26 protein-coding genes are annotated in these 24704 nt (G+C 70.5%); 15 read left to right on the forward strand and 11 right to left on the reverse strand.

The genetic code is table 11. The features are described 5' to 3' along the window. Positions 1-7: 7 nt before the first annotated feature. Positions 8-370 carry a hypothetical protein gene (locus ACQPYZ_RS04410; RefSeq protein WP_433165467.1) on the forward strand — a complete coding sequence of 121 codons (363 nt, stop codon included), beginning with the start codon at positions 8-10 and terminating at the stop codon, positions 368-370. An 89-nt stretch (positions 371-459) separates the two neighbouring features. Then, entirely contained in the window at positions 460-846 is a 387-nt protein-coding gene (locus tag ACQPYZ_RS04415) for a pilus assembly protein CpaE (RefSeq protein WP_433165469.1), read from the forward strand. Positions 847-886: 40 nt separating this feature from the next. Here ACQPYZ_RS04415 and ACQPYZ_RS04420 read toward each other — a convergent pair whose 3' ends face one another. After that, positions 887-1597 carry a YqeB family protein gene (locus tag ACQPYZ_RS04420; RefSeq protein ID WP_433165471.1) on the reverse strand — a complete coding sequence of 237 codons (711 nt, stop codon included), beginning with the start codon at positions 1595-1597 and terminating at the stop codon, positions 887-889. A gap of 63 nt (positions 1598-1660) precedes the next feature. Between ACQPYZ_RS04420 and ACQPYZ_RS04425 the strand changes: the two genes are divergently transcribed. After that, positions 1661-3028, forward strand: coding sequence for an aromatic amino acid lyase (locus tag ACQPYZ_RS04425; RefSeq protein WP_433165473.1), 1368 nt, complete (start codon positions 1661-1663; stop codon positions 3026-3028). Here the strand turns inward: ACQPYZ_RS04425 and ACQPYZ_RS04430 are convergent. Continuing rightward, positions 3025-4056, reverse strand: a complete 1032-nt coding sequence (locus ACQPYZ_RS04430; protein WP_433165476.1) for an ABC transporter substrate-binding protein — start codon at positions 4054-4056, stop codon at positions 3025-3027. The genes ACQPYZ_RS04425 and ACQPYZ_RS04430 overlap by 4 nt on opposite strands. 256 nt (positions 4057-4312) lie before the next feature. On the opposite strand from ACQPYZ_RS04430, the gene ACQPYZ_RS04435 reads away from it, so the two are divergent. Continuing rightward, entirely contained in the window at positions 4313-4984 is a 672-nt protein-coding gene (locus tag ACQPYZ_RS04435; protein ID WP_433165478.1) for a hypothetical protein, read from the forward strand. A gap of 54 nt (positions 4985-5038) precedes the next feature. On the opposite strand, the gene ACQPYZ_RS04440 is transcribed toward ACQPYZ_RS04435, so the two are convergent. From ACQPYZ_RS04440 to ACQPYZ_RS04455, 4 genes are read right to left on the reverse strand one after another with little or no spacing between them, the layout of a single operon-like run. Then, on the reverse strand, positions 5039-5977 hold the full coding sequence (locus tag ACQPYZ_RS04440; protein ID WP_433165480.1) for an ornithine cyclodeaminase family protein: 939 nt from the start codon (positions 5975-5977) through the stop codon (positions 5039-5041). Further along, a complete protein-coding gene (locus ACQPYZ_RS04445; RefSeq protein WP_433165482.1) occupies positions 5977-7134 on the reverse strand; it encodes an NAD(P)/FAD-dependent oxidoreductase in 1158 nt (385 codons plus the stop codon). Before ACQPYZ_RS04445 ends, ACQPYZ_RS04440 begins: the two co-directional genes overlap by 1 nt. After that, positions 7134-8678 carry an aldehyde dehydrogenase family protein gene (locus ACQPYZ_RS04450; protein WP_433165484.1) on the reverse strand — a complete coding sequence of 515 codons (1545 nt, stop codon included), beginning with the start codon at positions 8676-8678 and terminating at the stop codon, positions 7134-7136. The genes ACQPYZ_RS04445 and ACQPYZ_RS04450 overlap by 1 nt, the downstream gene beginning before the upstream one ends. A 28-nt stretch (positions 8679-8706) precedes the next feature. After that, complete coding sequence (locus tag ACQPYZ_RS04455) at positions 8707-9279, reverse strand: TetR/AcrR family transcriptional regulator (RefSeq protein WP_433165486.1); 573 nt, start codon at positions 9277-9279, stop codon at positions 8707-8709. Positions 9280-9406: 127 nt separating this feature from the next. Between ACQPYZ_RS04455 and ACQPYZ_RS04460 the strand changes: the two genes are divergently transcribed. The 4 genes from ACQPYZ_RS04460 to ACQPYZ_RS04475 all read left to right on the forward strand — a co-directional run bounded on the left by ACQPYZ_RS04460 (position 9407) and on the right by ACQPYZ_RS04475 (position 12493). Continuing rightward, the gene (locus tag ACQPYZ_RS04460; protein WP_433165489.1) at positions 9407-9991 is read left to right on the forward strand and encodes a hypothetical protein; all 585 of its coding nucleotides are present in this window, start codon (positions 9407-9409) and stop codon (positions 9989-9991) included. 1 nt (position 9992) lies between these two features. Further along, positions 9993-11444 carry a dihydrolipoyl dehydrogenase family protein gene (locus ACQPYZ_RS04465; RefSeq protein ID WP_433165492.1) on the forward strand — a complete coding sequence of 484 codons (1452 nt, stop codon included), beginning with the start codon at positions 9993-9995 and terminating at the stop codon, positions 11442-11444. Positions 11445-11489: 45 nt separating this feature from the next. Next, on the forward strand, positions 11490-11918 hold the full coding sequence (locus ACQPYZ_RS04470) for an organic hydroperoxide resistance protein (RefSeq protein ID WP_433165495.1): 429 nt from the start codon (positions 11490-11492) through the stop codon (positions 11916-11918). 98 nt (positions 11919-12016) lie between these two features. After that, positions 12017-12493 (forward strand): DUF1992 domain-containing protein, encoded by a 477-nt coding sequence (locus tag ACQPYZ_RS04475; RefSeq protein ID WP_433165497.1) that lies wholly within the window; start codon positions 12017-12019, stop codon positions 12491-12493. Here ACQPYZ_RS04475 and ACQPYZ_RS04480 read toward each other — a convergent pair. Then, positions 12486-14594: a thiamine pyrophosphate-dependent enzyme gene (locus ACQPYZ_RS04480; protein WP_433165499.1), complete on the reverse strand. Its 2109-nt coding sequence runs from the start codon at positions 14592-14594 to the stop codon at positions 12486-12488. The two genes, ACQPYZ_RS04475 and ACQPYZ_RS04480, sit on opposite strands and share 8 nt — an antisense overlap. Positions 14595-14612: 18 nt before the next feature. Next, positions 14613-15086, reverse strand: a complete 474-nt coding sequence (locus ACQPYZ_RS04485; RefSeq protein ID WP_433165501.1) for a MarR family winged helix-turn-helix transcriptional regulator — start codon at positions 15084-15086, stop codon at positions 14613-14615. A 96-nt stretch (positions 15087-15182) separates the two neighbouring features. On the opposite strand from ACQPYZ_RS04485, the gene ACQPYZ_RS04490 reads away from it, so the two are divergent. The 3 genes from ACQPYZ_RS04490 to ACQPYZ_RS04500 all read left to right on the forward strand — a co-directional run bounded on the left by ACQPYZ_RS04490 (position 15183) and on the right by ACQPYZ_RS04500 (position 17751). Then, positions 15183-16487: an MFS transporter gene (locus ACQPYZ_RS04490; RefSeq protein ID WP_433165503.1), complete on the forward strand. Its 1305-nt coding sequence runs from the start codon at positions 15183-15185 to the stop codon at positions 16485-16487. A 35-nt stretch (positions 16488-16522) separates the two neighbouring features. Continuing rightward, positions 16523-17185 carry a DUF6766 family protein gene (locus tag ACQPYZ_RS04495; RefSeq protein ID WP_433165505.1) on the forward strand — a complete coding sequence of 221 codons (663 nt, stop codon included), beginning with the start codon at positions 16523-16525 and terminating at the stop codon, positions 17183-17185. 98 nt (positions 17186-17283) lie between these two features. Continuing rightward, on the forward strand, positions 17284-17751 hold the full coding sequence (locus ACQPYZ_RS04500) for a hypothetical protein (RefSeq protein ID WP_433165507.1): 468 nt from the start codon (positions 17284-17286) through the stop codon (positions 17749-17751). 179 nt (positions 17752-17930) lie between these two features. Here the strand turns inward: ACQPYZ_RS04500 and ACQPYZ_RS04505 are convergent, their stop codons facing one another. The 3 genes from ACQPYZ_RS04505 to ACQPYZ_RS04515 form a co-directional block, all read right to left on the reverse strand. Further along, positions 17931-18878, reverse strand: a complete 948-nt coding sequence (locus ACQPYZ_RS04505) for a Ku protein (protein WP_433165509.1) — start codon at positions 18876-18878, stop codon at positions 17931-17933. A gap of 37 nt (positions 18879-18915) precedes the next feature. Further along, positions 18916-19788, reverse strand: a complete 873-nt coding sequence (locus ACQPYZ_RS04510; RefSeq protein ID WP_433165511.1) for a hypothetical protein — start codon at positions 19786-19788, stop codon at positions 18916-18918. 88 nt (positions 19789-19876) lie between these two features. Further along, entirely contained in the window at positions 19877-20050 is a 174-nt protein-coding gene (locus tag ACQPYZ_RS04515; RefSeq protein WP_433165513.1) for a CsbD family protein, read from the reverse strand. A 115-nt stretch (positions 20051-20165) separates the two neighbouring features. On the opposite strand from ACQPYZ_RS04515, the gene ACQPYZ_RS04520 reads away from it, so the two are divergent. The 4 genes from ACQPYZ_RS04520 to ACQPYZ_RS04535 are packed head-to-tail and all read left to right on the forward strand — an operon-like array spanning position 20166 to position 24702. Next, the gene (locus ACQPYZ_RS04520; RefSeq protein ID WP_433165515.1) at positions 20166-20771 is read left to right on the forward strand and encodes a flavodoxin family protein; all 606 of its coding nucleotides are present in this window, start codon (positions 20166-20168) and stop codon (positions 20769-20771) included. Positions 20772-20822: 51 nt separating this feature from the next. Next, complete coding sequence (locus ACQPYZ_RS04525; protein ID WP_433165517.1) at positions 20823-21146, forward strand: plasmid stabilization protein; 324 nt, start codon at positions 20823-20825, stop codon at positions 21144-21146. Next, positions 21146-22318, forward strand: a complete 1173-nt coding sequence (locus ACQPYZ_RS04530; RefSeq protein WP_433165518.1) for a zinc-dependent alcohol dehydrogenase — start codon at positions 21146-21148, stop codon at positions 22316-22318. The genes ACQPYZ_RS04525 and ACQPYZ_RS04530 overlap by 1 nt, the downstream gene beginning before the upstream one ends. A gap of 11 nt (positions 22319-22329) precedes the next feature. Continuing rightward, a complete protein-coding gene (locus ACQPYZ_RS04535) occupies positions 22330-24702 on the forward strand; it encodes a phosphoketolase family protein (protein ID WP_433165520.1) in 2373 nt (790 codons plus the stop codon). The last annotated feature ends 2 nt before the right edge of the window (positions 24703-24704 follow it).

The following is a 24704-nucleotide window of genomic DNA, read 5'->3' on the forward strand; positions in this document are numbered from 1 at the left end:
GCCGACCATGACCATGACCTACGCCCAGCCCATTCCCCGGCGGTACAACCGCTCGCGGCTCACGGTGCCGTCACTGTGGCGGCAGGTGATCCGTGGCGACGAGAGGCCGGCCGCGCCCGAGCCGGACCGGTCGGCGGTCGTGCAGTTGGACATCTACGACGGCGTACTGGCCGCGTTCGAGCGCCGGGACGAGGTGGCGGAGGTGCTGGCCGGTTCCGCCGACCGTGCGACCGCCGTACGGCGCCTGCGCGAGCAGCTCGGGCTCGGACAGCTGCAGGCGAGCACTCTGGTCGACCTGCCGTTGACTACCGAGTGCCGCGACCGGATCGCTCAACGTGCTGCCGAGCTGCGTGCTGCCATGAACCGCTGACGTACGGCGCTCGGCGCCGTGGACCGTGATCGGACCCGGGCGGCTCGCGCGGACCTGCGAGGTTTGTGCGGCCTGGGGAGGATGGAGGGGTGATCACGATCGAGCAGGCCGGGCGACTGCGGAAGGCCGGGGTGCTGTGGGCGCCCGCGGCGGGGGATCGTTTCGTCGTACCGGACCGGGACATGGACGACGACGTGTTCGTGGTGAGCGACATGACCGTCGAGGTGCACGACTACCAGGGCAGCAAGGTGATCGGCTTCAACGGCACCACCGAGTGGGCCCTGGACAGCATCGAGCAGCGCGAGGTGGTCTGGCTCCCGCGCGAGGAGCAGCTGCGCGCCCTCCTCGGTGAGCACTTCCGCACCCTCGAGGCCGTCCCGGGCGGCTACCGCGTCGAGCTCACCGACAGCCGGCACACCGCCCCGGACGCCGAGCAGGCGTACGCCGAAGCAGTCATCCACCTCCTCGGCGCCTGACCCCGCAGCCGGTCGCCCAGGCCGCACAAAGGGCGACCGATCACCGGGGAGTCGTCGGACGCCAGTACTGCTTCTTCTCCTTGTCCTTCACCGTGTAGCCGAGCTTCCCGACCTCGTCGCGGAGCTCGCGCAGATCCGCCTTGCCCTTGTCACCGTCGGCGAACGCCTTCGACCGTGCCTTCAGCAACGCGTTCACGGTCGGCGGCAGCTCCGGCTCGTCCTCCACCCACCGGCGGAACCGGTCGGCGTGCGGGTCACCGCCGTCCGCCCACGGGTACCCGTGCGCCCGGAACGCCGCCGGGATCTGCTTGGCCTCGGACTTCAGCTGGTCGTGCTTCTCCCGCGCGAGCTCCCGCGACATCGGGTCCTGCAGCACGATCTCCTTGCCGTCCAGGAACGCGACCGCCACCTTCTCCCGCGGCACCGTGAGCGTCTTCTGGTTCTTCAGGAACTCCACCGACTGCCCGGTGATCGTCACCTTGAGGGTTTCCTCGAGCGCGATCGCCGCGAGCAGTACGCCGGCCAGCAGTCCGATCACCACGCAGATCACGCTGACCCACCACTGGTCCCAGCCCGCGATCAACTCCAGCGGTCCCTGGAAGGGGAACCAGTCGAGGCCGGCCGCCCAGTCCGTGATCCGGGGCAGGAGGTACCCGAGGACCAGGCCGACCAGCGGCAGGCCGCCGTACAGGACGACCTTGTCGGTGGTCGAGTGCCCGATCACGGTGCGCGTCTGTGTCGTCGGACCCATGAGGCGAACATAGCGTGACGGAGAGAAACTTTAGTATCGAATCACGACGACCGGAGGACCCGCGTGACCGACCGAACCGGACCGCGAATGCTGATCACCGAGCCGTCCGACCTCGATCCGGCAAGCCCCGCACCGATCACCATCGCCGCACGTCTGCTGGATCGGCTCGCCGCCGTCCGCGCCGAGGTCCTCGACGCGCTGGCCACCGGCGAGCCGATCTACGGTGTCACCACCGGAATGGGTGCCCTGAGCAAGCATCGGCTGAGCGAGGACGAGCAGCGCGCGCACCAACGCAACCTGCTGCTGGGCCGGGCGGTCGGCGGTCCACCGTGGCTGCCGGCCGACGAGGCCCGGGCCGTGCTGATCGGCCGGCTCCGCACCTTCCTCACCGGCGACGCGGGTGTCAGCGTCGAGCTGATCCAGCAGCTGGTCGCCGTGATCAACAGTGGGCGGACGCCCGAGATCCCGGCCGGCGGCGCGGGGTCGGCCGGCGAGATCATCCCGCTCGCGCACGCCTTCGGATCACTCGACCTCGAGCTCGGACCGAAGGAGGGCATCGCCCTGCTCGCCGGCATTCCGGGAGCGACCGGCCGAGCCGCGCTGCACGGATCCCGGACCCGGCGACTCGCGGACCACCTGACCGCGGTCGCCGCCGGCGCGATCGCCGTGATCGGCGCCAACCGCGACCCGTACCATCCACGCGCCGCCCGAGCCGACGACGTACTGGCGGCGGAACACACCCGCATCCGCGACCTGGCCGGGCCCGAACCCGCGCCGAGAAGCCTGCAGGCGCCGGTCTCGTTCCGCGTTGCCGGTCACGTGGTCGCCCACGTACGGCGGTCCCTCGCGGACCTGGACGCCGCAGTCGATCGGGCGTTCGACGGCGTGACCGACTCCCCGGCGTACCTCGACGGCCGGTTCGTCGGTACGGCGGGATTCCACGGCGTCGACCTGGTCGCGCACTGCGATCACCTGACCGCGGCCCTCGCGCACGCCGCCGAGGTCTCGACCGCCCGGCTCCACCGGCTGCTCGATCCCGCCGTCACCGGCCTGCCCGCGCAACTCGCCCACGACCCCGGACCGCAGGCCGGCCTGGTCGCCGTCCACAAGCGAGCCGTCGCCACCAGCCACGCCCTCCGGCGCCTGACGTTGCCATCAGCAACCAGTACGGCGGAGACGTCGAACGGCCAGGAGGACGTCCAGAGCTTCTCCTGGGAGGCGGTCGGCGTGCTCGCCGAGGCGATCCGCCTGACCCGTGAGGTGACCGCCTGCGAACTTCTCGCGGTCCACCAGGCCTTCGCACTCTCCAAGCGCCCGGTCCCACCGGGTCTCCAGGAGTTGCTGGGCGCCGTGGCGAACGTCGTACCGCCGATCGGGGCCGACCGGCCGTTCGGCGCCGACCTGACCCGGCTGCTGGACTCGATCCTCTAGGCCTGCCCGGCCACAGCCTTCTTCAGTTGGGGTATCAGCAGCGGCAGGACGTACTTGATCCCGAGCGGACCGCCGATGGAGAAGGCGCTGGAGAACTCACCGCTCGGCGTCGAGGTGTTGATCACCGGCGCACCGCCGAAGTAGGCGACGTGCTTGCCCTTGACCGCGGGCAGGGCGTTGAACAGCTTGTCCTTCGCGACCGCCGGGTCGAGTTTGCCCCCGCCGTCGAGCGCGGCCAGGTAGATGACGTCGGCGTCCATCGTGCCGGTCAGCTCCGGAGTGATCTTGACGTAGAAGTCGCCGTTCTCCATCGCGACGATCTGCGGGTTCGGCTCGAAACCGAGCGAGGTCAGCAGGTGCATCCGCGGGTCCGACGGGAGCCAGGCGCTCAGGCTGTCCGCCGAGTAGACGCCGGCCGTGATGGTCTTGCCGGCGAACTCCGGGTTGGCCTTCGCGGCGGCGGCGATCAGGGCCTCGGTGTCCTTGATCACCTGCTCGCCGCGGGCCGTCGTCCCGGTGGCCTTGGCGATCTCGGAGACCTGGTCCTGCCAGGTGACGCCGTACACGTTCTTGGTGCCGGCCGGGGCGGCGATGGTCGGCGCGATCGCGTTGAACGTGTCGAACTGCTTCCGGTCGTTCTGCGAGTTCACATACAGGATCAGGTCAGGCTTCAGCGCGGCGATCTCCTCGAACTTCGGCTCGAACGCCTGCAGCGGCTTCGGCGCCGGCCGGTCGCCCAGCGCGGTCTTCACCCAACCGCGGGTCCCGGTGAACCCGAACCAGTCCGCGCCGCCGACCGGGATCACCTCGAGCGCGATCGCGGCCTCCATGTCGCCGCCGCCGATCGCCACCACCCGCTGCGGCCTGGCCTCGATCGTGGTCGAGCCGAAGACGTGGTCGATCGTCACCGGGAAGCCCGCGTCGCCGGACACGGTGGCCGCCTCGTCGGCGTCGCCTTGCCCGCAGGCGGCGAGCGTCAGCGCGGCGACGACGAGCAGGGCGGCGGATCGGAGCCGGGACAGGACCATGGCGGCGCTTCCTCCTCATCGTCGAGCTGACGAAGGGTAGCCTAACCTGACTCGCCGATCCGCAGGCACGGGTCGAACGAAAAAGCCAGGACGACACGCGGGCGGGCCGAAGTCGCAAGTGACCTGCGGCGGGTCTGTGTCGTTGGCCAGGGTGCGGGCGCGTGGAGCTGACCGAAGACCTGACCCGGCACGGGTGTCCGGGCTTCCGGCACCATCCACTAGCCTGGGCAGTCGCCGGCGGAGATGGAGGAGATCCTTGAAGCGGTTCGTGGTCCCGCCGACCTGGCCGTCGCCGCCCCGCCGCAGTTGGGTCCCGCCGAAGACCTGGCGTCCCGATCCGTCCTGGCCGCCGCCGCCGGAAGGCTGGCGATTCTGGGTCGACGGCCACGGCAACGCCGTCCGCGGCCCGGTCGGCCGGTACGGCGGCACGTCCCGCAAGGCGATGTCCGCCGGGATCGGCGGCCTCGTGCTCCTGCTCGGGGTGAACTTCTGGGCGTTGTCCGCGATCGGCCTGTTCGGCGGCGACTCGGGCGACCCGGCGGCCGTCCACGTCGTCGATGACAGTACGCCGACCCCGTCCGCGACGCCGACCGTCGTACCGCCGAAGGTCACGCAGCCGACGTCCGCGCCGCCGCCGGTGCAGAAGACGACGGTGACGCCGACCACGAAGCCGAAACCGTCGCCGAAGCCGACGAAGACGCGGACCACCGAACGCGAGTCGCAGGAGCGGACCGAGCCGACGCCGACGCCGACCAGGACGTCGACGACGACGAGGACCACCCGCCCACCGCGCACGACCACCACGCCGCTCACCCGCGACGAGATCCTCCGGCAGTACTGCATCCAGCGCGGCTGGGACCCGGAATGGTGCGACCCGGACAACTGGCCGCAGGACCCCGCCGACGACCCCCGCAACGAAGAGCCCTGACGATCAGCCCGCCGGTCAGCCCTGACGATCAGCCGTGACGGTCAGCCCTGATGGTCAGCTCGAGAAGTCGACCGAGCGGTCGTGTCCGGCAGCGGTCGCGGCCTGGTAGAGCGGCCAGGCGATCGCCAGATCCTGCCACGGCAGTCCGACCGGCGCGTAGACGGTGACTTGATCGGCCGTCTCCCGGCCCGGCCTCGCCCCGGTGAGTACGTGCGTCAGGGTGGCCGCGGCCGCCTCCGCTCTCAGCCCGACGTTGCCTAGGGCACCCATCTGCGCGGCTAGCCCGGGGTCGTCCACCACGACCCGTGCCTGCAGCAGCAGATTTCGCGCCAACTCCACCTTGCCCGGTTCATCCGCACCCAAGGCGGTGAAGTGCATCCCAGCCCGGGTGTCCGGCGCCGACAGCAGCGGTGCCCGCGACCAGGTCGCCAGTACGACGACGTCGGCGCGATCGGCAACCTCGGCCGGACTGCTGACGGCCTGACCGGGGATCCCATGGCCGGCCAGGAAAGCGGCCGCACGGGACGGGTCGAGGTCGTGGACGACCAGGCTGGTCAGCCGACGGAGCTCGGCGAGTCCCCGGACCACCATGTCGGCCTGGGCGCCCGCACCGACGACGCCGACGGTCGATGCGGCTTCGGCCGCCAGGACGTCGGTCGCAAGTGCGGCGGCGAGGCCGGTGCGCCAGGCGGTGATCGTGGCCGAGTCCATCAACGCCAGCAGTGAACCGTCGGCGAGATCGTGCAGGCAGACGACGCCGCGCAGGGCCGGGTTCGCCGCTGGGAACTTGGCGTTGACCTTGACCGTGTACGCGGGCACCCCCGGGATCACGCCGGGCAGCAGGGCGGTCGCCGTACCAGGGCCGGGGAGGTCGGTGCGGATGCGGAGCGGTTCGGTTCCTGCGGGATTCCGGAAGCCGGTGCGCAGGGCCTTGAGGATCGCGGGCGGATCGAGCAGGGCGAGGATGTCCGTGCGGGTGAGGAGGAGGGCCATCAGACGACGTTCTGCTCGATGCGGTGGGAGTTGGTGGTGAAGCGGCGGGCGTGGAGTGGGGTGATGTCGACGAAGGGCTCGCGGTCGAGGTAGAGGTCGCGGACGACCTCGCCGACGGCCGGGCCCTGGAGGAATCCGTGGCCGGAGAAGCCGGTGGCGTAGAGGAAGCGGGAGAGCTCGTCGGCCTCGCCGATCAGGGCGTTGTGGTCGGGCGTGTCCTCGTACAGGCCGGCCCAGCCGCCGGTCAGGCCGACGTCCAGCAGCGCGGGTGCGCGGCGCTCCATCGCCTCGGTGAGGTGTGGCAGCCAGGTGTCGGTGCGGTCCAGGTGGAAGCCCGGTTGCTCCTCGGGATCCGACATGCCGACGAGCAGGCCGGGACCCTCGCGGTGGAAGTAGAACGTGCTGCTGAAGTCGATCGTCATCGGCAGCCCGGACGGCAGACCGGCGACCGGCTCGGTGACCACGATCTGCCGCCGCAACGGCGTCACCGGAAGGTCGACGCCCACCAGGTCACCCACCGACCGGGACCAGGCGCCGGCCGCACAGATCACCGTGCTGGTCCGGACCGGCCCGCGACTGGTCCGGACCGCCCGAATCTGGTTGCCCTCGACATCAATTTCGGTGAGCTCGCAGCCGGTCACCAGTTGAGCGCCGAGCCGGCGGGCGGCGGTCGCGTATCCGAGGACGACGGACTCCGGCGTACAGTGCCCGTCGCTCGGTGAGAAGCAGGCGCCGGCCAGGCCGTCCGGGGAGATGATCGGCGCGAGCGCGACGGCCTCGGCGACGTCGAGCATCCGCGTCGGCTGCCCGGCCGCGTTCTGCAGGCGGGTGCTCTCGTGGAACGCCTCGACCTGGTCCGCGGAGTCGAGCAGGAACAGGTAGCCGACCCGGTGCAGGTCGATCTCCTGACCGGGCCGTACGCCGAAGCGGGCGAAGGCCTCCAGGCTGCGGGCGCCGAGGGCGATGTTCAGCTCGTCGGAGAAGTTCGCCCGGACACCGCCGGCCGCTTTCGAGGTCGAGCCGGCGCCGAGCTCGTCGCGTTCGAGCAGCAGGACGCGCTCGACTCCCGCCTCGGCGAGGTGGAAGGCGATGCTGGTGCCCATCACCCCGCCGCCGACGATCACCACGTCGGCTGCCTCCGGCAGGGGCGCCGCCATCAGGGCAGCTGGAACGAGAGGTCGGCCTCGACCGTCGCGGTGTCCATCTGAGCCTTCTGCAGCCTGCCCGAGTAGTCCCAGTTCATCGACTGCCAGCGGGTGAACTGGTCGAGCACCCAGACCCCGCTCTGCCGGGAGCCGTTGCCGGACCGGCCGTTGCCGCCGAACGGGAGGTGCGCCTCGGCGCCGGACGTCGAGTTGTTCACACTGACCATCCCGGCCGAGATCTCCTGGGCGAAGCGGAACGCCTTGTTCGGGTCGGTGGTGTAGATCGAGCTCGACAGCCCGTACCCCGGCTTGTTGCCGAGAGCAATCGCCTCGTCCAGGTCGCGGTACGTCGCCACGCCGACGATCGGACCGAAGGTCTCGTTCAGGAACAACTCGTCGTCCGGGCGGACACCGGCCACGATCACCGGGTGGTAGAACAACCCGGCCGCGGGATCGCCGACGAACCCCTTCCGCGGGTTCTCTCCGGTGACCCGGCCGGTCGCGCTGATCACCCGGTGGTGCGGCTCGATCCACCGCAGCGCCTGCTCGAATCCGGCGGCGAACTTCTCGTCCAGCAACGGCCCGAACAGCACGTCCTGCGTCGGGTCTCCCATCGCGGCGTCCGCGACCGCCCGGCCGAACCGGTCCAGGAACTCGTCGTGCACCGACCGGTGGACGATCGCCGTACCGAGAGAGGTACAGCGCTGTCCCGCGGTCCCGAACCCGGAGAACAGGGCGCCCTCGACGGCCAGGTCGAGGTCGGCGTCCTCGGTGATGATCATCGGATTCTTGCCGCCGAGCTCCAGGCACGGTGTCTGCAGGTGCCGTCCGCACAACTCGCCGATCCGCGTGCCGACCGCGCTCGACCCGGTGAAGCCGACCTTGTCGACCAGGCCGGCCCCGAGCGCCTGCTCGAGCCCGGTGAACGTGTCCGGCCCGTCGGCGTACACGAGGTTGAAGACCCCGGCCGGTACGCCGGAGTGCGCGAAGATCTCGTAGAACGCCTCGGACACCACGGCCGAGTACTCCGCCGGCTTCCAGACGACCGTGTTCCCGCAGAGCAGCGCCGGGACGATGTACCAGGACGGTACGGCGACCGGGAAGTTGCCGGCCGTGATCACCGCGACCGTGCCGACCGGCCGGCGGAACGTGAACAGCTGCTTGTCCGGCATCTCCGACGGAACGGTCTGCCCGTACAGCCGGCGGCCCTCGCCAACGAAGAAGTCGCAGGTGTCGATGATCTCCTGGACCTCGCCGCGGGCCTCGGCGATCGGCTTGCCGATCTCGCGGGTGACCAGGGCGGCGAGGCGCTCCTTGTTGGCCGTCATCAGGCGGCCGACGTTCGCGATCACCTGCCCGCGCTGCGGGGCCGGGGTCGCCGCCCACGCCGGCTGCGCCGCGTGCGCCGCCTCCGCGGCCCGGACGAACACGTCCGGCCCGGCGCTGCCGACCGTCCCGACGATGTCGCTCAGCTGCGACGGGTTGGTCGACGGCCTCCGTCGTACCGCATCCGCCACCCGCTCACCGGCCACCACCGACGACACCTCGACCGCCATCGCGCATCCCTCCCTGGTCGGGCCAACCCTAGTGCCCCGCATTCTCCCGGCTGCGGTAGGTCAGCAGTCCTTCGACCCCGCGCAGGAAGGTCTCGCCGACCGGCTTCGGGTCGGTCAGGCAGCCGGCGGCCATCGCGCCGTCGCGCAGCATCACGAAATGCCGGGCGGCGGGCTCCGGGTCGATCTTCCCGATCCCGGAGAAGAGCTCGGTGAGCGTCGCCAGGAACCATTCCCGGTGCTCGACCACCGCGCGGTGCACCGGGTGCGCCGGGTCCGGGTATTCGGCGGCGGCGTTGAGGAACGCGCACCCCCGGAAGCCGGGCCGCTGGAGCTCGTCGGCGATGAACTGCGCGACATCCCGGATGAGTTCGTCCGGGTGCGCGTCCCGCGACCGGCCGGCGTCCAGCCGGGCCCGGATCGCCTCGTCGATCCCGGTCAGGTACGCGACGATGAGGTCGTCCTTGCTCGGGAAGTGCCGGTACAGCGTGGCCCGGGTCACCTGCGCCTCGGCGATCACCCGATCGACGCCCACCGCGTGCAGGCCCTCGGCGTAGAAGAGCCCGGTGGCGGTATCGAGCAACCGGGACCGTGCCTGGGACATCAGGTTCACCTCCGTACGGACGAACGCCGTCGAGCCTAGCAGATAGAACGATCGGTCTTGACAAGACCGAATCCACCCGGAAAGCTCAGGTGTACCGATCGTTCTATCTATGTGGAAGAGGGAGCAGATGTCCAGCTCATTGCGAGACGCCGGGGCCACTGGCACTGCCGCCGACGCAGGCGGAAGTGCCAGAGCGCTGCGACGCCTGTACTACGTCCGGTTCGGCTTCGCCGTCGTCTGGGCGATCCTGGTGGCGGCGATCGCCGGCACGATCAACCCGGGCGCGGTGGTGCTGCTCGTGCTCTACCCGCTGTTCGACGTCGCCGCGGCCGTGGTCGACGTCCGGTCGTCCGGTGCGGCCCGCTCCAAGACACCGCTGTACGTCAACGTGGGATTGAGTTTGCTGGCCGCCGTCGGGTTGGGCGTCGCGGCCGCCTCCGGGATCCCGAGCGTGTTGCGGGTGTGGGGCGTCTGGGCGATCACGGCCGGCATCGTCCAGCTGATCGTCGCCCTCCTGCGGTACCGGCTCGGCGGTCAGTGGCCGATGATCCTGAGCGGCGCACTCTCCGTCTTCGCCGGCGGAGGTTTCCTCGCGATGGCGGGCGGCCCGAAGGCCTCGCTCATGGTCGTCGCCGGCTACGCGACGCTGGGTGGGATCTTTTTCCTGCTCTCCGCGATCCGCCTGCACCGCCTGACGGCGAAGGAGCGGTGAGATGACGGACACGCACTCGGCCTTCGACGTGGTGATCGTCGGCGCGGGACCGGTCGGGGAGAACGTCGCCGACCGCGCGGTGCAGGGCGGACTGACCGCAGCGATCGTCGAACGCGAGCTCGTCGGCGGGGAATGCTCGTACTGGGCGTGCATGCCGACCAAGGCCCTGCTCCGCGACGCCGCCGCGATCCGCGCCGCCCGCGCGCTGCCGGCCGCCGGCGGGGCCGTGACCGGCGAGCTGGACCCGGCCGCTGTGCTCGCCCGCCGGGACCGGTTCGCGTCCGGCTGGGACGACGCCGGTCAGGTCGAATGGCTGAACCACGCGGGGATCACGCTGGTCCGTGGGCACGGACGCATCACCGGAACTCGCACTGTCACCGTCAGCCACGCCGACGGGACGACCACGACGCTTCAGGCCCGCCACGCGGTCGTGATCGCCACCGGAAGCAGCGCCAACGTGCCGCCGATTCGCGGACTGGCCGAAGTTGCGCCGTGGACGAGCAGGGAGGCTGCCGCCGTCCAGGCTGTCCCGCGTCGGCTCGCCGTCATCGGCGGCGGGGTTGTCGGTGCCGAGATGGCCACCGCGTTCAGCGCCCTCGGTTCGCAGGTGACCCTCGTCTCGCAGACGCGGCTGCTGCCGGGGGTGGAACCTTTCGCCGGCGAACAGGTCACGGCCGCTCTCCGCGCGGGTGGGGTGTCGATCCATCTCGGGGTGGATGCCGTCGAGGCTCGGCGCGACGACTCGGGCACGGTGCAGCTCACCCTGTCGGACGGTGCGATTGTCGAAGCCGATGAGGTTCTCGTCGCGACCGGACGCACACCCAACACGAAGGACCTCGGCCTGGATCACCTCGGTCTCACCCCGGGCGAGTGGCTGTCCGTCGACGATGCCCTCGCTGTCGTCGACGAGTCCGGCCAGCCTGTGGACGGTGGCTGGCTCTACGCCGCGGGTGATGTGAACAAGCGGGCCTTGCTCACACACCACGGTAAGTATCAGGGTCGTGCGCTCGGTGACGCGATCGCAGCCCGGGCGCGCGGCGAGAATCTCGACCTCGGTCCCTGGGGCCGCCACGCGGTCACGGCCGACGAGCGCGCCACCACGCAGGTGATCTTCACCGATCCCGAGGTGGCTGCCGTCGGGCTGTCGGCCGACGCCGCGGCCACCGCCGGCCGCAAGGTCCGCGTCGTGGACTACGACCTGGGATCGGTCGCCGGCGCGGCACTGCACGCCGACGGCTACCGCGGCCAGGCCCGGATGGTCGTCGACGACGAGCGGAACGTCTTGATCGGCTTCACCGCGGTCGGGCCCGACGTCGCCGAGCTCCTGCACGCGGCCACGATCGCCATTGCCGGCGAGGTCCCGCTGGACCGGCTCTGGCACGCCGTACCTGCCTATCCCACCATCAGCGAGCTCTGGCTGCGCCTCCTCGAGACCGACGGCCGCGACCGCTGACCCTTCGCACCAACGCACACCTCTACACCAGGAAGAGAGCACGTCATGTCTGAATCCGTCTACACCGCCGTCGCCACCTCCACCGGGGACGGCCGCGCCGGCGGACGCACCGCCAGCGACGACGGCCTCGTCGACCTCACCCTCGCGATCCCGCGGGAGATGGGTGGGCCTGGGGGCGCGACCAACCCCGAGCAGCTCTTCGCCGCCGGCTGGGCGGCTTGCTTCCACTCGGCGCTGAAGGCCGTCGCCGCCGGCGATCGGATCACCATCAGCGACTCGGCAGTGGTCGCCGAGATCAGCATCAACCGGACCGAGGACGGCGGCTTCGGGCTCTCCGCCGCGCTGCACGCCGAGTTCGGTGGCATCGACCAGGCCACCGCCGACTCGCTGGTGGAGGCCGCCCACAAGGTGTGCCCTTACTCGAACGCGACCCGCGGCAACATTCCCGTCGTGGTCGACGCCACCGTGGCCTGACCGGGCGGCCGCTTCCCGCAGCCCACGCCTTGTGAGCGCATTCACAAGCCGGTAGACTGCGGGGAGCAACTGTCGCTGAGGACAGACGAGGTGCAGTCGTGACCGAGCGGAAGCCACCGGGCATGAGGACCCAGGACTGGGTCGAGGCCCAGATCCAGCAGGCGCAGAAGGCCGGCGAGTTCGACGACCTGGCCGGGGCCGGGAAGCCGTTGCGGCTGGCCGACCAGCATGATCCCGACTGGTGGGTGAAGGACTTCATCCGCCGCGAGCAGGTCGACACCGAGGCGCTGCTGCCGGCCGCGGTCCAGTTGCGCAAGGAGAAGCAGCAGGTCCGCGAGAAGGTCGCCGGGATGCGCCGGGAGTCCGAGGTGCGCGACTACCTAGCCGACCTGAACCAGCGGATCCTGGTCAGCATCCGCGACACCACCGGCCCGGTCGTCCCGGTCGGCACCGTGAACGAGGAGGAGATCCTCGAGCACTGGCGTGCGCACCGCCCTGAGCCCGCTCAGGCCGATGCGGCGACGCCGGACGAGGCGCCGCGGAAGAAGTCCTTCTGGCAGAAGCTGTTCAGCTGAGCAGCTCGCGGGCGGCGGTCTCGATCTCCCGCTCGCTGACCAGGACGTGGTGCGCGGCCGCCCCCAGCGGTACGTAGGAGTCGTGGCTGGCCACCCGCGCCAGCCGGCCGGCGTACCCGTAGTCGATCAGCGTCGCCAGCACACCTTCGGAGACCCCGCCCGAGCGGCGGGTCTCGTCGACCACCAGGACCTTGCCGGTGGCGGTTGCCTCCCGCAACAGATCGTCGACCGGCAGCGGGGCCAGCCAGCGCAGGTCGAGCACGCGGACGCCGGGCACGCGCGCGGCCACCCGCAGACTCATCGGTACGCCGTTGCCGAACGTCACGATGGTCAGCCCGTCCCCGTCGCCGTACGTCCGGCCGCGCCCGATCGGCACCGGATCGCCGTCCGAGGGGTACGGCGCGAGCCAGGCGTCGTCGCCGTCGTCGTACAGGTCCCGCCGGTGGTAGAGCGCGATCGGCTCGAGGAACACGCTGACCGTGCCGGACGAACGGGCCGCGGCCGCGCACGTGTGCAGCATCGCGGCCGCGTCGTCAGGCCGGGACGGGGACGCGATCACGATGCCGGGGATGTCGCGCAGGACGCCGATCGCGTCGTCGTTGTGGAAGTGGCCGCCGAACCCCTTCTGGTAGCCGTAGCCGGCGATCCGCAGCACCATCGGGTTCGCGTACTGCTCCTGGGAGAAGAACTTGAGCGACGCCGCCTCGCCGCGCAACTGGTCCTCGGCGTTGTGCAGGTAGGCGAGGTACTGGATCTCGGGGACCGGCAGCAGCCCGGACACCCCGGCGCCGAGGGCCAGGCCGAGGATCGACTGCTCGTCCAGCAACGTGTCGAACACCCGCGCCGGCCCGAACGCCTTCTGCAGTCCGCGGGTCACGCCGTACACGCCGCCCTTGCGGCCGACGTCCTCGCCGAAGACCATCGCTTCCGGGTACGACGCGAGCACGTCGGCCAGCGCCCGGTTGATCGACTGGCTCAGCGTGAGCGGCTCCGGCGTACCACTGAGGCGGGGCATCGATCCGGCCACCGTCTCCGGCTCCGGGAACCGCAGCGGCGCGGACACCGCCTGGGCGGTGGACAACTGCGGCAACCCGGCGACCTCGGCCGCGATCCGCATCACCTCCGACCGCTTGTCCTCGTACAGTTCGATCACCTCGTCGGCCGTGTAACCGGCGCCGAGCAGCAGGCGCGCCGTACCGAGCAGGGGGTCGAGCTCCTCGTCCGCGGTCAGCTCGGCCGGCGAGCGGTACGCCGCTTCCACGTCCGAGCCGGCGTGGCCGAGCAGCCGGACGGTCCGCAGCCGGAGGAACGCGGGCCGCCGGTTCCGCCGGACGAAGGTCGCCGCCTCGGTCGCCATCGACAGCGCCGCGGCGAGATCGGTGCCGTCGGCATCGAAGTATCGCAGGCCGGGCCGCTGCCCGTACGCCTGCCGGATCCAGCCCTCCGGCGTGCGCACGCTGATCCCGATCCCGTTGTCCTCGCAGACCAGCAGCAACGGCATCGGCAGCCCCTGGTACGACGCGTGCAGGGCGGCGTTGATCGCACCGGTCGCGGTCGAGTGGTTCGCCGAGGCGTCGCCGAAGCTGGTCACCACGACCGCGTCGTGCGGCCACGGCGACGGTACGCCGAGCTTCGCCGACCGCGAGATCGAGAACGCGACCCCCATCGCCCGCGGCAGGTGCGACGCGATCGTGGAGGTCTGCGGGATGATCGCCAGGTCGTGCCGGCCGAAGACCTTGTGCCGGCCGCCGGCGATCGGCTCGGCGGTGGCGGCCGCGACGCCGAGCAGGATGTCGCGCAAGCCCTCCTTCGAGCCGCACTGCTCGGCCCGGGCCAGGTAGAACGCGCCGGACCGGTAGTGCAGCAGGGCCGGGTCGGTGGGTTGCAGGGCGGCGGCGACCGCGGCGTTCCCCTCGTGGCCGGCCGACCCGATCGTGTAGAAGCCGTGCCCCTGCGACTGCATCCAGCGGGCCGCGAGGTCCGCGTGCCGGCTGCCGAGCTGAGCGTCGTACAGGCTGCGCAGCTGGTCGGTCGAGAGGTCGCCCGGCGTCGGCTCGAGGCCCCGGACGCGGTCCGCGAACCGCTCGTCGACGCCGGTCACGGCCGGGCGTCCCGAAGGTCAGAGGCCGCAGTCGAACCCGTCGTCGTTCGGGTTCGCGTCGGCCAGGACGTCCAGGATTCTGCTCGCGCGGCGAAGGTCCTCATCTGATACATGATCGGCGAAGAACGTCGACACCACAGCCTCGACCACGGGTTGAGCAGCCTCGAGCGCCTCCCGTCCGGCGGGCGTGAGCTCGGCCCAGGTGGCCCGGCGGTCCTCGGGCGTGTTCCGGCGGACGACCCAGCCGTCCTTGTCCTCGAGCTTCCCGACCAGCCGGGTGCAGCCACTGCGGGACATCATCAGCTGCTCCGCTAGCGGCGCCATCCGCAGCCGGCCGCCGGCCAGGTCCAGGGTCCGCAGCACCTCGTGCTCGAAGTACCCCATCTTCAGCCGGGTGCGCAGCGTGTTGTCGAGATGCGTGAACAGCAGGGAGTCCGCGCGGTACATGGCCCGCCACGCACCCAGCTGTTCGGCGCTCATCGTCGTCGGCATGGAGAGAGTGTACGCCGTTCAGTGCGCAGATAAACAGTTGACACACGAACTGTTTCCCTGTGTATGCTCGCCGGACAACGACCAGGGGAGGACGACGTGAGCTGGAAGGCGGTTCAGCCGCTGAGGCACCGGGACTACCGGCTGCTGTGGACCGGACTGGCGGTCGCGCTGCTCGGCAGCGGGCTGTGGCTGGTCGCGCTCGCCTGGCAGGTGATCGAGCTGGGTGGCGGGCCGGTCCAGCTGTCGGTGGTGACCACGGCGTACAGCATCGGCCTGGTGGTCTGCGTGCTGTTCGGCGGGATCGCGGCCGACCGGTTGTCGCAGCGCAGCGTGATTATCGCCGCGGACAGCGTCCGGGGCGTAGTCCTGCTGGTCGTGGCTGGGCTCGCGCTGAGCGACTTGCTCGAGATCTGGCAGCTGGCCGCCGCCGCGGTGCTGATCGGCGCCGGGGAGGCGTTCCTCATCCCGGCGTACACAGCGCTCGTCCCGAAGCTGCTTCCAGCCGACGAATTGCTGGCCGCGAACGGTCTGGAGGGCACGCTGCGACCACTCGCCCAGCAGGCGACGGGTCCGGCGATCGGAGGTCTGGCGATCGCGGCGCTCTCGCCCGGGGTCGCGATCCTGGTGACCTCGTTGACGTACTTCTTCTCCGCCGGGTGCGTGCTCGCGATGCGGGTGCCGTCGAGCGGGTTCGAGCCGGTCGAGCCCGGCGACGTCGAGGACTCCGGCGAGAAGCCCGAAGCGCGGACCATCTTCGGCGACCTGCGCGAAGGGTGGAGCTACGTACGGCGGACCCGCTGGCTGCTCGCCTCGCTGCTGTTCGGCACCGTGTTCGTGCTGCTGATCCTCGGGCCGCTCGAGGTGCTGCTGCCGTTCGCCATCCGGGACCAGCTCGGTGGCGGACCGACGGAGTTCGGGCTGGTGCTGGCCGCGTTCGGCATCGGCGGGGCCGCCGGCGCGTTGCTGATCTCGTCGCGCAGCCTGCCCCGGCGGTACCTGACCGTGATGACGCTGCTGTGGGGTGTCGGGTCGCTGCCGTTCGCGGTGCTCGGGTTCGCCCGCGACCTGTGGATGATGATGGCCGGTGCGGCCGTCGTCGGCCTGACCAGCTCGGCGGCGATGGTGATCTGGGGGACGCTGCTGCAGCGCCGGGTGCCGGACCACCTGCGCGGCCGGATCGCCAGCCTGGACTTCTTCGTCTCGCTGCTGCTGATGCCGCTGTCGATGGCGCTGGCCGGCCCGGCGGGCGCCGTACTGGGCCTGACGGCGGTGTTCCTGATCGCCGGGATCGGGCCCGCGCTGATCTCCTTCGCGGTCGTGTACTTCGGCCGGATGCCGTCGGACGAGCTCGCCCACCCGCTCGACCACGCGGAGCCGGAGCCGGCGTCCAGCGCGGCCTGACCCGTTTCGCGCCGGTCGTCCGGTACGAAGGAAACATGCGATGGATCCGACTGCGTTCGCTGCTCCTGATCAACCTGGCGCTGTTCTTCGTGTTCCTGCTCGGCCTGCTGTTCACCGGGCACGCCCAGGAGAACTCCGAGCTCGCCGATCACGGACAGCCGCCGCAGAGCCTCGGGCGGTACGTCGTCTCGTCGTCGTTCGGCGAGGCGGTGTTCGAGAACTGGGAGTCCGAGTTCCTGCAGATGGGGATGTACGTCCTGCTGACGGCGTACCTGGTGCAGAAGGGGTCGGCGGAGTCGCGGCCGCTCGAGGGGTCGGCCCCACAGGACGAGGATCCGCGTAAGCACCGCAACGACACGTCGGCGCCCTGGCCGGTCCGGCATGGTTCGGCCGGGGTGCTGTGGTTGTACGAGAACTCGCTCGCGATCGCCTTCGGGCTCGTGTTCCTGCTGTCGTTCTGGTTGCACGCGGTGACCGGCGCCGCGGCGTTCAGCGAGGAGCAGGCGCAGCACGGCGGTGAGACGGTGACCGCCTGGCAGTACGTGCAGACCTCGCAGTTCTGGTACGAGTCGTTCCAGAACTGGCAGAGCGAGTTCCTCGCGGTCGCCGCGATCGTCGGCGGGTCCGTCTACCTGCGGCAACGCCGGTCGGCGCAGTCGAAGCCCGTGCACGCGCCGCACTCGGAGACCGGCGCCTGATCGACCTCACCCGGTGGGAACGGTGCGGAGCAGCCGTTCGTTCTGACGGGTAGGTGTGTGGGGCGGGTTCAGGTGAGGTGTGTCGTGGGTGAGTTCCGGTGATGCGTCCTTCCCCGCTGATGCGTCGGACGGCGGTCGCGGGTGCTCTGGGGGTCGGTACGACGGGCGTGCTCGCCGGCGTACTGCTGCTCGGTCCGCTCGCCGCCTCGATCCTGCTCGCCGTCGTCTTCGCGCTGGTGTGGCCGCTGGCCGCGGTGATCCGGCACGTTGCCGACGACGCGCCGTACCAGTCCGCGGTGGTCGTGGCCGGAGCCGCGGCCGCCGGGGTGCTGTGCATGCCGGGTCTGGTGCGGCTGCTCGCGTGGGGTGCGGTCGGCCTGGCGGTGGCGTTGCTCATGGCCGGTCTGTTCATCCTGATCGATCTCGTGACCCCGGAGCGCCGCCCGCGGCCGTCGCGGCGTCAGCGCCGGCTCGAGCGCTTGACCGAGGCGGAGTTGCAGGAGGACGAGCAGTTGATCGCCTCGCTCAAGTGCCCGCTCAGCATCGAGGAGCTCTGCGGGGTGTAGACGGAGACGGCGACCACGCTCGCTCAGGGCGCCGGGCCGCGCGACCGCCAGGCGGTCGCCGAGGTGCGGCGGATCTGCCTGGACGAGTTCGAGCGCCGCAATCCCGACGGCTTCCACCGCTGGCTGGACGCGGGCGCGCCAGCCAACCCGGGCAGGTACCTGCTGGGCGAGTGAGCCCGTCAGGCCGCCTTCTTCCGCGCCGACGTCTTCTTCGCGGTGCTCTTCTTCTTGGTCGTCGCCTTCTTCGCTGTCGACTTTCCAGCGGTCGACTTCCTCGCGGTCGTCTTCTTCGCGGTCGACTTCTTGGCGCCGGAGCCGGTCTTCTTCGCGGCACCGCCGGAGGTACGGCGGCTGCGCGCGGCCTCGACGCTGGCGCGCAGGGCGGAGACGAGGTCGGTCGGGGTGGTGGCCTCCGGCTCCTCCTCGTTGAAGACGACCTCCTGACCCTTGCGCTTGGTCTCGACCAGGTCCTTCACCCGCTCGGTGTAGGTGTCCTTGTAGGCGCTCGGCTTCCAGTCGCCGCTCATCGCCTCGATCAGGTCGGCCGCCATCGTCAACTGCTTGCCGGCACTCGACTTGGCCGGCAGGTCGTCGAGCTCCTTGGCCGGGTCGCGGATCTCGTCGGCGAAGTACATCGTGTTCAGCACCAGCACCTTGTCCTGGGCCCGGATGGTGGCCAGGTACTCCTTGCCGCGCATGACGAACTTCGCGATCCCGGCTCGGTTGGTCTTCTTCAGCGCGTCCCGGAGCAGCGCGTACGACCCCTTGTTGTCGGAGTCCTTCGGGCCCAGGTAGTAGCTCTTCTGGTAGTAGATCGGGTCGATGTCGTCCAGGTCGACGAAGGTGGAGATCTCCAGCGACCGGGACTTGCCGGGCGCGATGTTGTCCAGCTCCTCGGGCTCGACGATCACGTATTTGCCGTCACCGAGGTCGTGACCCTTGACGATCTTCTCGTAGTCGACCTCGCGTCCGGTGCGCTCGTTCACCCGCTTGTACCGGATCCGGTCGGACGTGCCCTTCTGGAACTGGTGGAAGTCGACCTCGTGCTCCTGGGTCGCGCTGTACAGCCCGACCGGCACCGAGACCAGTCCGAAGTTGATGTACCCGCTCCAGATCGACCGCGCCATCGCCCGGCTCCTCTCGTCGTTCGCGCCGGTACCCAGGTCAGAGACGGTTGTACCGCTTCCGCGCCTCCCGGCTCTCCTTCTGTGCGTCCCGGGCGGCCCGGCGCGCGTCGTCCAGCTCCGCGCCCAGCCGTCGTACCAGTTCCTGGGCCTCGGCCAGCGCCTCGCGGGCCTCGTCCAGCTGGTTGTCCAGGTCCTCGACCGTCGCCTCGGCCTCCTGGGCCGCGGTGACCGCGGCCTCGAACGCCTTCTTCGCCTCGGCCTTCGCGGCGGCCTCGCGTTCCTCCTGCTCCTGCTCGGCCTTCTCCCGCTTGCGGCGCTCGGCCGCCGACTCCTCCTTCTCCTCCTCCGCCGCGGTCTCGGCCTTGCGCCGTTCCCGCGCCTTCTGCCGGCGCTCGTCGGTCAGCGGCGTGACGTTCGTGGGCTCGCCGCTCTCGTCCACCACACCGAACCCGACGTGCCGCAGCGCGCTGCTCAGCCGGCCCTCCCGTACGGCGTCGCCCGCGGCCGGATCCACCAGCGCCGCGTCGAGCGTCTCGCGGAGCTTCTGGGCGACGTCGGCGCTGACCTTCTGGCCCTCCTTCGCGGCCAGCTCGGCGGCCGACTTGGCCAGCTTGTCCAGCAGTTTGTGCCGTTTCGGCGTCAGCTCGCGCAGCCGCTCGCCGTCCAGGTCCGCGGTCGCCTCGCGGAACTCGTCGCCCAGCGCCAGCAGGTCGTCCAGGTCGTCGGGCCGCTGCCGGGCGACCAGATTGGTCACCCAGGCGGCGACGGTCGGCTTCCGCATCGCCTTCAACCGGGTCGATCCCAGCTGGTCGCCGTCCGCCTTCAGCTGCTTCGCGAGCTCGTTGCGGGTAGCAATGAAGTCGGCAGCCGGCGCGGCGTAGAGCGCATCGGCCGCCTCCTCGAAGTCCACCCGACCGACGCTACCGGAACTCGTCCGCGCACAGAACCACCCCGGCGCGCGGGGGATGGGCGCCGGGGTGGCCGGTTCGGGGCGGTGACTACTTCTTGAAGGCGTCCTTCGCCTTCTCGCCGGCCTGCTTCAGGGCCGCCACGGACTCCTCGGTCTCGCCCTCGGCCTGCAGGTCGCGGTTGTCGGTCGCGTCGCCGGTCTTCGCCTTCGCCTTGCCCTTGGCTTCCTCGGCGGCGTTCTTCATCTTGTCTCCGATACCCATCGTTCTTCTCCTTCGTGGGCTGTTGTCCCTCGGGTGCCCGCCGGGTGGGAGTTCATGCATGCGAATACCGGGGTCGGCACGGGGAACCGGCGGGGGCCTACCCAGAGGAGACGTGATGCGGGCACTGGTCCTGAACTGCACCCTGAAGGCGTCGCCGAGCGAGTCGAACACCGATCTGCTGGCCGACGTGGTGGTCGAGGCCCTCCAGCAGGAGAAGGTCGACGTCGACCGCGTCCGGCTGGCGGACCTGACCATCAAGCCGGGCGTGAGCAGCGACGAGGGCACCGGGGACGACTGGCCGGGGATCCACCAGCAGCTGCTGGACAGCGACATCCTGATCTTCGCCACCCCGACCTGGCTCGGCCGGCCGTCGTCGATCGCGCAGCGGGCGCTGGAGCGGATGGACGCGATGCTGAGCGAGACCGACGACGAGGAGCGCCCGGTCGCCTACAACCGGGTCGCCGGGGTCGTGGTCACCGGCAACGAGGACGGCGCGCACCACGTGATCTCGGAGATCTGCGGTGGGCTGGCCGACATCGGCTACACCATCCCGGGGCAGGCCTGGACGTACTGGAACAGGGGTCCCGGGCCGGGCCCGAGCTACTCCGAGACCGACGAGGGGCACGACTGGTCGGCGAAGACCGGCCGCGCGATGGCGAGCAATCTGGTGGCGGTCGCGCGGGCGCTGGCGGCGAACCCGGTGCCGGCGCCGCCGAGCTGAATGTTCCGCAGGGTGACGGGTACCGGGCGAGCGGCGTGAAAGGAGCACACAATGCCTGCAGGATCGAGCCCGAAACGTGAGCGGCAGTACGAGCACATCAAGGCCGGCCTGAAGAAGCGCGGCCGGAGCGAGGACACCGCGGAGGAGATCGCGGCCCGCACGGTGAACAAGGAACGCGCGCGGTCCGGCGAGGCCAAGCAGAAGAGCCGCTCCTCGACGCAGGACATCTCGTCGAGCCGGCGCGGCGGACTGCGGTCGCACAGCGGCTCGCAGGGGCGGACGAAGGCGCAGCTGTACAACGAGGCCAAGCAGAAGAACGTGAAGGGGCGGTCGAAGATGTCGAAGGCCCAGCTCGAGAAGGCTGTGGGTCGCTAGTGAAGGCCCTCACCTGGCAGGGCAAGCGTTCCGTGGACGTCATCGACGTGCCGGACCCGCGGATCCAGGAGCCGACCGATGCGGTCGTCCGGGTGACGACCACCGGGATCTGCGGGTCCGACCTTCACCTGTACGAGGTGATGGCGCCGTTCCTGGACCCCGGTGACGTTCTCGGCCACGAGGCGATGGGGATCGTCGAGGAGGTCGGTTCCGAGGTCACCAACCTGAAGCCCGGCGACCGCGTCGTCGTACCGTTCCAGATTGCCTGCGGTTCGTGCTTCATGTGCACGCAGGACCTGCAGACGCAGTGCGAGACGACACAGGTCCGCGAGCAGGGCATGGGTGCCGCGCTGTTCGGCTACACCAAGCTCTACGGGCAGATCCCCGGCGGCCAGGCGGAGTACCTGCGGGTCCCGCAGGCGCAGTACGGGCCGATCAAGGTGCCCGAGGGGCCGCCGGACGAGCGCTTCGTCTACCTGTCCGACGTCCTCCCGACGGCCTGGCAGGCGGTCGAGTACGCCGCGATCCCGGACGGCGGCACCGTCGTCGTCCTGGGCCTCGGCCCGATCGGGGACATGTGCTGCCGGATCGCGCTCCACCGCGGGCATCGCGTGATCGGTGTCGACCTGGTGCCCGAGCGGCTCAAGCGCGCCGAGCTCCAGGGTGTGGAGGTGCTCACCTACAGCGACGAGGTCGCGGACGAGATCAAGGACCGTACCGAGGGCCGCGGGCCGGACTCGGTGATCGATGCCGTCGGCATGGAGGCGCACGGCTCGCCGGTGGCGAAGGTCAGCCAGCAGCTCGCCGGCTACCTGCCGGATCCCATCCAGCGCAAGATGATGCAGACCGTCGGGGTCGACCGGCTGGCCGCGCTCTACCTGGCGGTCGACGCGGTCCGGCGGGGCGGCACGATCTCGCTCATCGGGGTGTACGGCGGGATGGCCGACCCACTGCCGATGCTGACGATCTTCGACAAGCAGTTGCAGCTCCGGATGGGCCAGGCCAACGTGCACCGCTGGTCCGACCAGATCCTGAAGCTGCTCGGTGACGAGGATCCGCTGAAGGTGGACGGCTTCGCGACCCACCACCTACCGTTGGCCGAGGGACCGGCCGCCTACGAGATGTTCCAGCAGAAACGCGATGGTGCGGTGAAAGTGTTGCTGATGCCCTGACGGAGGAGCCCGTGCAACAGATCGACGCCACCCCGCTGAGCGACGAGGAGTTGCAGGGCCTCGATGCCTACTGGCGGGCCGCCAACTACCTGTCCGTCGGGCAGATCTACCTGCTGGACAACCCGCTGCTGCGGCAGCCGCTCCGGGCCGAGCACATCAAGCCCCGGCTGCTCGGCCACTGGGGTACGACGCCCGGCCTGAACCTGGTGTACGTGCATCTGAACCGGGTGATCCGGGAGCGGCAGCGCCAGTTGATGTACGTCATCGGCCCCGGTCACGGTGGCCCGGCGATCGTGGCCAACACCTGGCTCGAGGGCAGCTGGACGGCGGCGTACCCGAACACCACCCAGGACGAGCTTGGGATGGGCCGGCTGTTCAAGCAGTTCTCGTTCCCCGGCGGCATCCCGAGCCACGTGGCGGCCGACGTACCGGGCTCGATCAACGAGGGCGGCGAGCTCGGCTACTCGCTGAGCCACGCGTACGGCGCCGCCGCCGACAACCCGGACCTGGTGGTCGCCTGCGTGGTCGGTGACGGCGAGGCCGAGACCGGGCCGCTCGCGACCTCGTGGCACTCGAACAAGTTCGTCGACCCGGTCCGCGACGGGGCGGTGCTGCCGATCCTGCACCTCAACGGCTACAAGATCGCCAACCCGACCCTGCTGGCGCGGATCGGCGACGAGGAGCTGACCGCGCTCCTGCAGGGGTACGGTCACGAGCCCTACCTGGTCGAGGGGTCCGACCCGGCCACCGTGCACCAGGCGATGGCCGCCGCCCTCGACCGGTGCCTGGACCGGATCGACGAGATCCAGCACGACGCGCGCTCGTCCCGTGAGCGGCCGGCGCGGGCCGCCTGGCCGATGATCGTGCTGAGGACGCCGAAGGGCTGGACGGGTCCGCACACGGTCGACGACCTGCCGGTGGAGGACACCTGGCGATCACATCAGGTGCCGCTGTCCGGCGTACGGACGAACGAGGAGCACCTGCGGCAGCTGGAGTCCTGGCTGCGGAGCTACCGGCCGGAGGAGCTGTTCGACGAGGCAGGCCGGCCGGTCGAGCGGCTGCTGGAGCTCGCGCCCGGACCGGAGCTGCGGATGGGGTCGAGCCCGCACGCGAACGGCGGCGTGCTGACACGTGACCTGGAGCTCCCACCGGTCGAGGAGTACGCCGTACCCGTGAAGCGCCCCGGTGCCGACGACGGCGAGCCGACCAAGGTGTTCGGGGCGTACCTGCGGGACGCCTTCCGGCTGAACGCGGAGTACAACAACCTCCGGCTGTTCGGCCCGGACGAGACCGAGTCGAACCGGCTGAACGCGGTCTACGAGGCGACCGGCAAGGCCTGGCTGGCGGACCGGCGGGCGACCGACGAGAACCTCGCCCCGGACGGCCGGGTGCTCGAGATCCTCAGCGAGCACACCTGCCAGGGCTGGCTGGAGGGATACCTGCTCACCGGCCGGCACGGGCTGTTCTCGTCGTACGAGGCGTTCGTGCACATTGTCGACTCGATGGTCAACCAGCACGCGAAGTGGCTGAAGACGATCAACCGGCTCGACTGGCGGCGGCCGGTGCCGTCGCTGAACTACCTGCTCACCTCGCACGTGTGGCGGCAGGACCACAACGGCTTCTCCCATCAGGATCCAGGCTTCATCGACCACGTGGTGAACAAGAAGGCCGAGGTCGTCCGGGTCTACCTGCCCCCGGACGCGAACACGCTGCTGTCGACCATGGACCACTGCCTGCGGACCCGGAACTACATCAATGTCGTTGTCGCCGGCAAGCAACCGCAGCCCAGCTGGCTGGACTGGGAGTCCGCCGCGCTGCACTGCGCCCGCGGCATCGGCGTCTGGGACTTCGCCAGCAACGACGAGGGTGACCCGGACGTGGTGATGGCCTGCGCCGGCGACGTACCCACGCTGGAGACCATGGCCGCGGTCGACCTGCTGCGGGAACGCCTGCCCGGGTTGAAGATCCGGGTCGTCAACGTGGTCGACCTGATGCGGCTGCAGGACTCGACCGAGCATCCGCACGGTCTGTCGGACGCCGAGTTCGACGCGTTGTTCACCACCGACAAGCCGATCATCTTCGCGTACCACGGCTACCCGTGGCTGATCCACCGCCTCACCTACCGCCGGCGCGGGCACGACAACCTGCACGTCCGCGGCTACATCGAGGAGGGTACGACGACCACGCCGTTCGACATGGTCGTGCTGAACAACCTGGACCGCTACCACCTGGCGATGGACGTCATCGACCGCGTGCCGTCGCTGGGGACGCGGGCCGTCGCGACCCGGCAGTACTTCGCCGATCAGCGCGTACGCCACCGCGCGCACGTCACGAAGTACGGCGAGGACCTGCCCGAGGTCCGCGAGTGGCGCTGGACCTCGTGACC

It is taken from the genome of Kribbella sp. CA-247076, assembly GCF_050942445.1.
GTDB lineage: Bacteria > Actinomycetota > Actinomycetes > Propionibacteriales > Kribbellaceae > Kribbella.